The 5020-nt window shown below is 43.0% G+C and carries 5 protein-coding genes; all 5 read left to right on the top strand.

Going from position 1 to position 5020, the window contains the following annotated elements; all coding sequences use genetic code 11:
* Positions 1–255: 255 nt before the first annotated feature.
* The gene (locus tag QZY09_RS22275) at positions 256–1398 is read left to right on the top strand and encodes a porin (RefSeq protein WP_295676292.1); all 1143 of its coding nucleotides are present in this window, start codon (positions 256–258) and stop codon (positions 1396–1398) included.
* A gap of 10 nt (positions 1399–1408) precedes the next feature.
* Positions 1409–2380: a substrate-binding domain-containing protein gene (locus QZY09_RS22270; RefSeq protein WP_295676290.1), complete on the top strand. Its 972-nt coding sequence runs from the start codon at positions 1409–1411 to the stop codon at positions 2378–2380.
* A gap of 113 nt (positions 2381–2493) precedes the next feature.
* On the top strand, positions 2494–3390 hold the full coding sequence (gene pstC, locus QZY09_RS22265; RefSeq protein ID WP_295676288.1) for a phosphate ABC transporter permease subunit PstC: 897 nt from the start codon (positions 2494–2496) through the stop codon (positions 3388–3390).
* Positions 3387–4232 (top strand): phosphate ABC transporter permease PstA, encoded by an 846-nt coding sequence (pstA, locus tag QZY09_RS22260; RefSeq protein ID WP_295676286.1) that lies wholly within the window; start codon positions 3387–3389, stop codon positions 4230–4232. Before pstC ends, pstA begins: the two co-directional genes overlap by 4 nt.
* Entirely contained in the window at positions 4232–4993 is a 762-nt protein-coding gene (locus QZY09_RS22255) for a phosphate ABC transporter ATP-binding protein (protein WP_295676283.1), read from the top strand. Before pstA ends, QZY09_RS22255 begins: the two co-directional genes overlap by 1 nt.
* Positions 4994–5020: the final 27 nt, after the last annotated feature.

Below are 5020 nucleotides of genomic sequence, written 5' to 3'. Positions count from 1 at the left end.
TTAAAAAATATTGCAGATAAAAAATATTTACATACTTTTACGCCTATCAAAATAATAGGAATTGTGGATGTAGTAGGTAAAGTAGATGCAGTGGGAGCAATAGAATAATAATAAAATGATAAATTAATGAAAATAGACCATATCTATAGCGCTTTTAAACCCAGCTGTTATTTGTAACACATCAGCTTTACAAAGAACAAACCCCTACGCAACACTTTAAACAATTTAAAATCCTTATATATTAAACTCAACACCATGAAACAACGTTACCTAACCAGAACACTACTCCTACTGAGTATATTATTCACCTCAATTTTTGCTAAGGCGCAGCAGAACGATGACGTTATCAACGTCCTTTTGAAAAAACATGTGATCAGCCAACAGGAAGCCGACTCTATCCGCTCAGATGAAGCCATTAAAGCGCAGGCTAAAAAAGATAAGGAGCATGTGATCTCAGTGGGTACTAAAGCTTTACAGATCAGCGGGCTATTACAGGAACGTTACCAGGCTTTTCAGCAGGTAAGTTCAAACAATGGATTTGATCTTCGCCGCATCCGTTTGATTGTATCAGGCAATGTAACAGACAATTGGTCGTACTACACGCAAACAGAGCTAGGCGGCTCCGGTGTAAAACTGGTTGATGCCTACACCGCCTATAAATTCGGCGATATATTAAAAGTTTCGGCAGGGCAATTCAAAATCCCTTTTTCGCTTGAAAGCCTAACCTCAGATGCGCAGCTTGAATTTATCGATCGCTCACAGGTTGTTGAAGCGCTGGTTGGACGCTCCAAAGATGTTATTTCGGTTACGCCAGGTAACCAGCAGGGTCGCGACATAGGCCTGCAGATCAACGGTAGCTTTGCTAAAATAGATAATAACTACCTTTTTGACTATACATTCGGCGTATTTAACGGCGCAGGTTATGATGTTACAGGTGATAACAACTACAATAAAGATATTGCAGGAAGGTTAAGCATCCATCCGGTTACAGGTTTAATTGTTTCAGGTAATTTTTATAATGGCGTTGCCAATTATGGTACACCTGCAAAAAATCAAAAACGCAACCGCGGCGGCTTCGATGCACGCTATGTGATCGGGCCGTTTTCGGTACAGGCTGAATATGACAAAGGTACAGATGGATCAATCAAAAGAGATGGCTACTTTGCGCAGGCTGCCTACTTTATCGTTCCTAAAAAATTACAGATTGCCGCTAAATATGATACGTACGATCCCAATAAAACAACACCAACAGACCGTACCAAGATATATACCGGTGGCGTAAACTACTTCTTTAACAATTGGGCAAGACTTACCGTTGATTACCTTGACCGCCGTGAAGAAACCGCAGTACAGGTTAAAAACGACATCCTTGAAGTGCAATTACAATTAGCTTTTTAAATAAACAACCATGAAAAAGATATTATTAAAATGGCAATTGGTGCCTGTATTGATCGTTGCCGCTTTATTAGTTTCTTCGTTTGTTAAGCCGGTTCCCCCTAAACCAGTGTCAGATGACCTTGAAGGAACAATAAGCATATCAGGAGCATTTGCCCTGTACCCTATCACTGTTAAATGGGCCGATGAATTTAAAAAACTGCACCCTAAAGTAACTTTTAATATTTCTGCCGGTGGCGCAGGAAAAGGGATTACTGATGCACTATCAGGATTAGTCGATATCGGATTAGCATCACGGGATATTGATCCAGCCGAAGTAAAAAAAGGCGCTTACACCATTTATGTAACAAAAGATGCAGTGGTGCCAACATTTAATACCGCTAACCCCAATGCTGCTGCTATTTTGGCAAAAGGTGTTAAGAAAGGGCAATTTAGTGACATTTTTGTGAGCGGCAACATTAAAAACTGGAAACAGGTTGCAGGTAAAGTAGATGTACCAATACATGTTTACACCCGCTCTGATGCCGCAGGAGCAGCAGAAACCTGGGCTAAATATTTCGGCAAAAAGCAGGAGGACCTGTTGGGCGTCGGCGTTTATGGCGATCCGGGCCTTGCTCAGGCTGTTAAAAAAGATGTTACTGCTATCGGTTTTAATAACCTTGCCTACCTGTACGACTTAAAAACCCGCAAACAGGTGGCCGGTGTGCATGCCTTACCGATTGATGTAAACGGTAACGGAAAAATTGACCCCGAAGAAAATTTTTATGATACTATTGATCAGTTAACAGATGCTATTGGCGCCGGGAAATATCCCTCTCCCCCTGCCCGCAACCTGGGTTTCCTTTTTAAAGGTAAACCAAAGAAAAAGGAGATCGTTGCGTTTGTAAAGTTCGTGTTAACCACCGGCCAGAAAGATGTAGATGAAAGTGGTTATATCGCCCTGTCAGCAGCAAAAATACAGGAGGAGCTGAAAAAGGTAGATTAAAAAGTTCATAGCTCATGGTTCATTGTTCATGGCGGTACATTTCGAGGATTAAATGAATTTGCCAATCAAACTGAGGATGAACCATGAGCTATCAACCATGAACCAGGAACAATATGTATAAACTAAGACTATTCAAAGATAGATTCATGTCGAAACTGATGCTGGTATTAACGCTGGCATCAGTTTCGGTATTATTCGTCATCGGTATAGGGTTGTATTACCATTCTATTCCGATACTGCACAAATTATCACTTTCCGACCTGTTGACTACCAGCGTATGGAAACCGCTGAAAGGTTTATTCGGCTTTTACCCGTTCATAATGGGTACTTTATGGGTTACAGCTATTTCTATAATTATAGCGTTGCCACTTTGCCTGCTTACGGCCTTGTATATTAACGAATACGCACCGGCTCGGATCAGGAAAATACTTACCCCATTTGTTAACTTACTTTCGGGTATCCCGCCGGTAATTTTCGGAGTTTGGGGGGTGCTGTTTATTATTCCGTTGATCCAGGATCATATCGCGCCTCATTTTGTGGCTTTCTCAACAGGCTATAGCGTTTTGGCAGGCGGTATTGTGTTGGCAGTAATGATCTTCCCATTAATTGTGAGCATTATTACTGAAGTATTGCGCACTATCCCGCAGGACCTTCGGGATGCCTCCCTCTCCTTAGGCGCTACCAAATGGGAGACAACGCGCAAAGTAATATTGCGCAAAGCGCTTCCCGGCATTATTGCAGCACTGGTGCTGGCTATATCAAGGTCCTTTGGCGAAACTATTGCGGTGCTGATGGTTTGCGGTAACAATGCTGCCGTACCGCATTCGGTTTTTGATCCGGGTTATCCCCTGCCTGCGCTCATCGCTAACAACTACGGCGAAATGCTTTCCATCCCCATGTACGACTCGGTGCTGATGTTTGCCGCATTGTTACTTTTTATTATTATCCTGCTGTTCAATTTAATATCCAGGGTTATTCTTGCCCGCCTTGAAAGGAAACTTGCCACATGAAACGTAGAAAATTTGAAGAATTGTTTTTCAGGGTATTAATGGTACTGGCAACAATATTTGTGGCAGGTAGCTTTTTCCTTATCGTGGGTACCATATTTTATAAAGGGGCACCCTATATGAACCTCGATATGATCACCAAAACGCCTGGCGGCGGTTTTTATATCGGTAAAGAAGGTGGCATATTAAACGCTATCATCGGCTCTATGTATATAGCCGGTGGAGCCACCGTGTTGGGTTTGCTGATCAGCATACCGGTAGCCATTTACATCAACATGTATATGGATGGCAAAACATTTTTAAAAAATACCCTGCGAATGGCATTTGACGTGCTGTTTGGTATCCCGTCTATCGTTTATGGCGCCTTTGGCTTTTTGATCATGGTTTATTTTGGTTTGAGGGCTTCACTTTTAGGCGGCATCATTGCGGTTACCCTGCTGGTTATCCCCATTTTAGTTCGTACGCTCGACGAAGTGATCCGCACCGTACCACTGGAATTGCGCGACGCTGCCCTATCCCTCGGCTCAACCCGCTGGGAAATGGCCAAAGTGGTATTAAGGCAGATCAGGCCGGGAATATTTACAGCGATATTGTTATCATTCGGCCGTGCCATTGGCGATGTGGCATCGGTACTGTTTACAGCCGGTTTCAGCGATAATATCCCCACATCGCTACATGAACCAGCAGCTACCCTGCCGTTAGCTATATTTTTCCAGTTAAGCAGCCCGGTTGAAGAAGTGCAGGGGCGTGGTTATGCCTCGGCCCTGGTGCTCACCATCGTCGTTTTAATAATCACCGTTTTATCGGAAGCATTGATCAAGAATTTTTTCAAACATAAAATCTAATGGACAACAAATCTCTTATAAGTGTTCAGCAATTAAATGTCCATATTGGCAACCAGCATATTTTAAAGGATATCAATATTGATATCCCTGATAAAAAAGTCACCTCTATTATCGGTCCGTCAGGCTGCGGAAAAACTACATTACTTAAAACATTTAACCGTTTACTCGATAATTCGGCAGATGTAAAGATCACCGGCAAAGTACTGGTGGATGGCGAAAATATTTACGCCCCTGATGTGGAAGTAACCCACATCCGCCAAAAAATGGGATTGCTTTCTCAGCGCCCTTATCCCTTGCCGATGTCTATTTATGATAATGTGGCTTACGGGCCCCGCATCCATGGCACCCGCAAAAAGCACGACTTGGATGAGCTGGTGGAAAAGCAGCTAAAAGCAACGGGTTTATGGGAAGAAGTAAAAGACAGGTTGCATGCTTCGGCCACACGTTTATCTATCGGCCAGCAACAACGGTTGTGCCTGGCGCGTGGTTTGGCCGTGGGCCCCGAAATTATTTTGGGTGATGAATCCACCTCGGCGCTTGACCCTGTATCTACCCATATTATTGAAGACCTGTTTGTGCAGTTAAAAGAAAAGTACACCATCGTGCTCGTAACACACATTCTACGCCAGGCGGCAAGGATCTCTGATCATATCATCTTTGTATACATGGGCAAGATCATTGAAGCAGGCCCCACTAACGAGATCTTGCAAAACCCGAAAGAAGAATTGACCAAACAATATGTAAAAGGCTTTATTACCTAAATTGGAGTATTTGCGCCATTTTTTAGA

Origin of the sequence: uncultured Mucilaginibacter sp., assembly GCF_903913935.1 — a bacterium.
In the GTDB taxonomy this organism is placed as follows: Bacteria; Bacteroidota; Bacteroidia; order Sphingobacteriales; family Sphingobacteriaceae; genus Mucilaginibacter.
Note: the sequence above shows the minus strand (reverse complement) of the source record. Positions and strands in the feature narration are given on the sequence as shown.

What these genes read in the sequence shown, in the direction of transcription:
- pstC (WP_295676288.1), top strand. Translation starts at nt 2,494, where the DNA reads ATGTATAAACTAAGACTATTCAAAGATAGATTCATGTCGAAACTGATG.
- QZY09_RS22255 (WP_295676283.1), top strand. Translation starts at nt 4,232, where the DNA reads ATGGACAACAAATCTCTTATAAGTGTTCAGCAATTAAATGTCCATATT.
- pstA (WP_295676286.1), top strand. Translation starts at nt 3,387, where the DNA reads ATGAAACGTAGAAAATTTGAAGAATTGTTTTTCAGGGTATTAATGGTA.
- QZY09_RS22275 (WP_295676292.1), top strand. Translation starts at nt 256, where the DNA reads ATGAAACAACGTTACCTAACCAGAACACTACTCCTACTGAGTATATTA.
- QZY09_RS22270 (WP_295676290.1), top strand. Translation starts at nt 1,409, where the DNA reads ATGAAAAAGATATTATTAAAATGGCAATTGGTGCCTGTATTGATCGTT.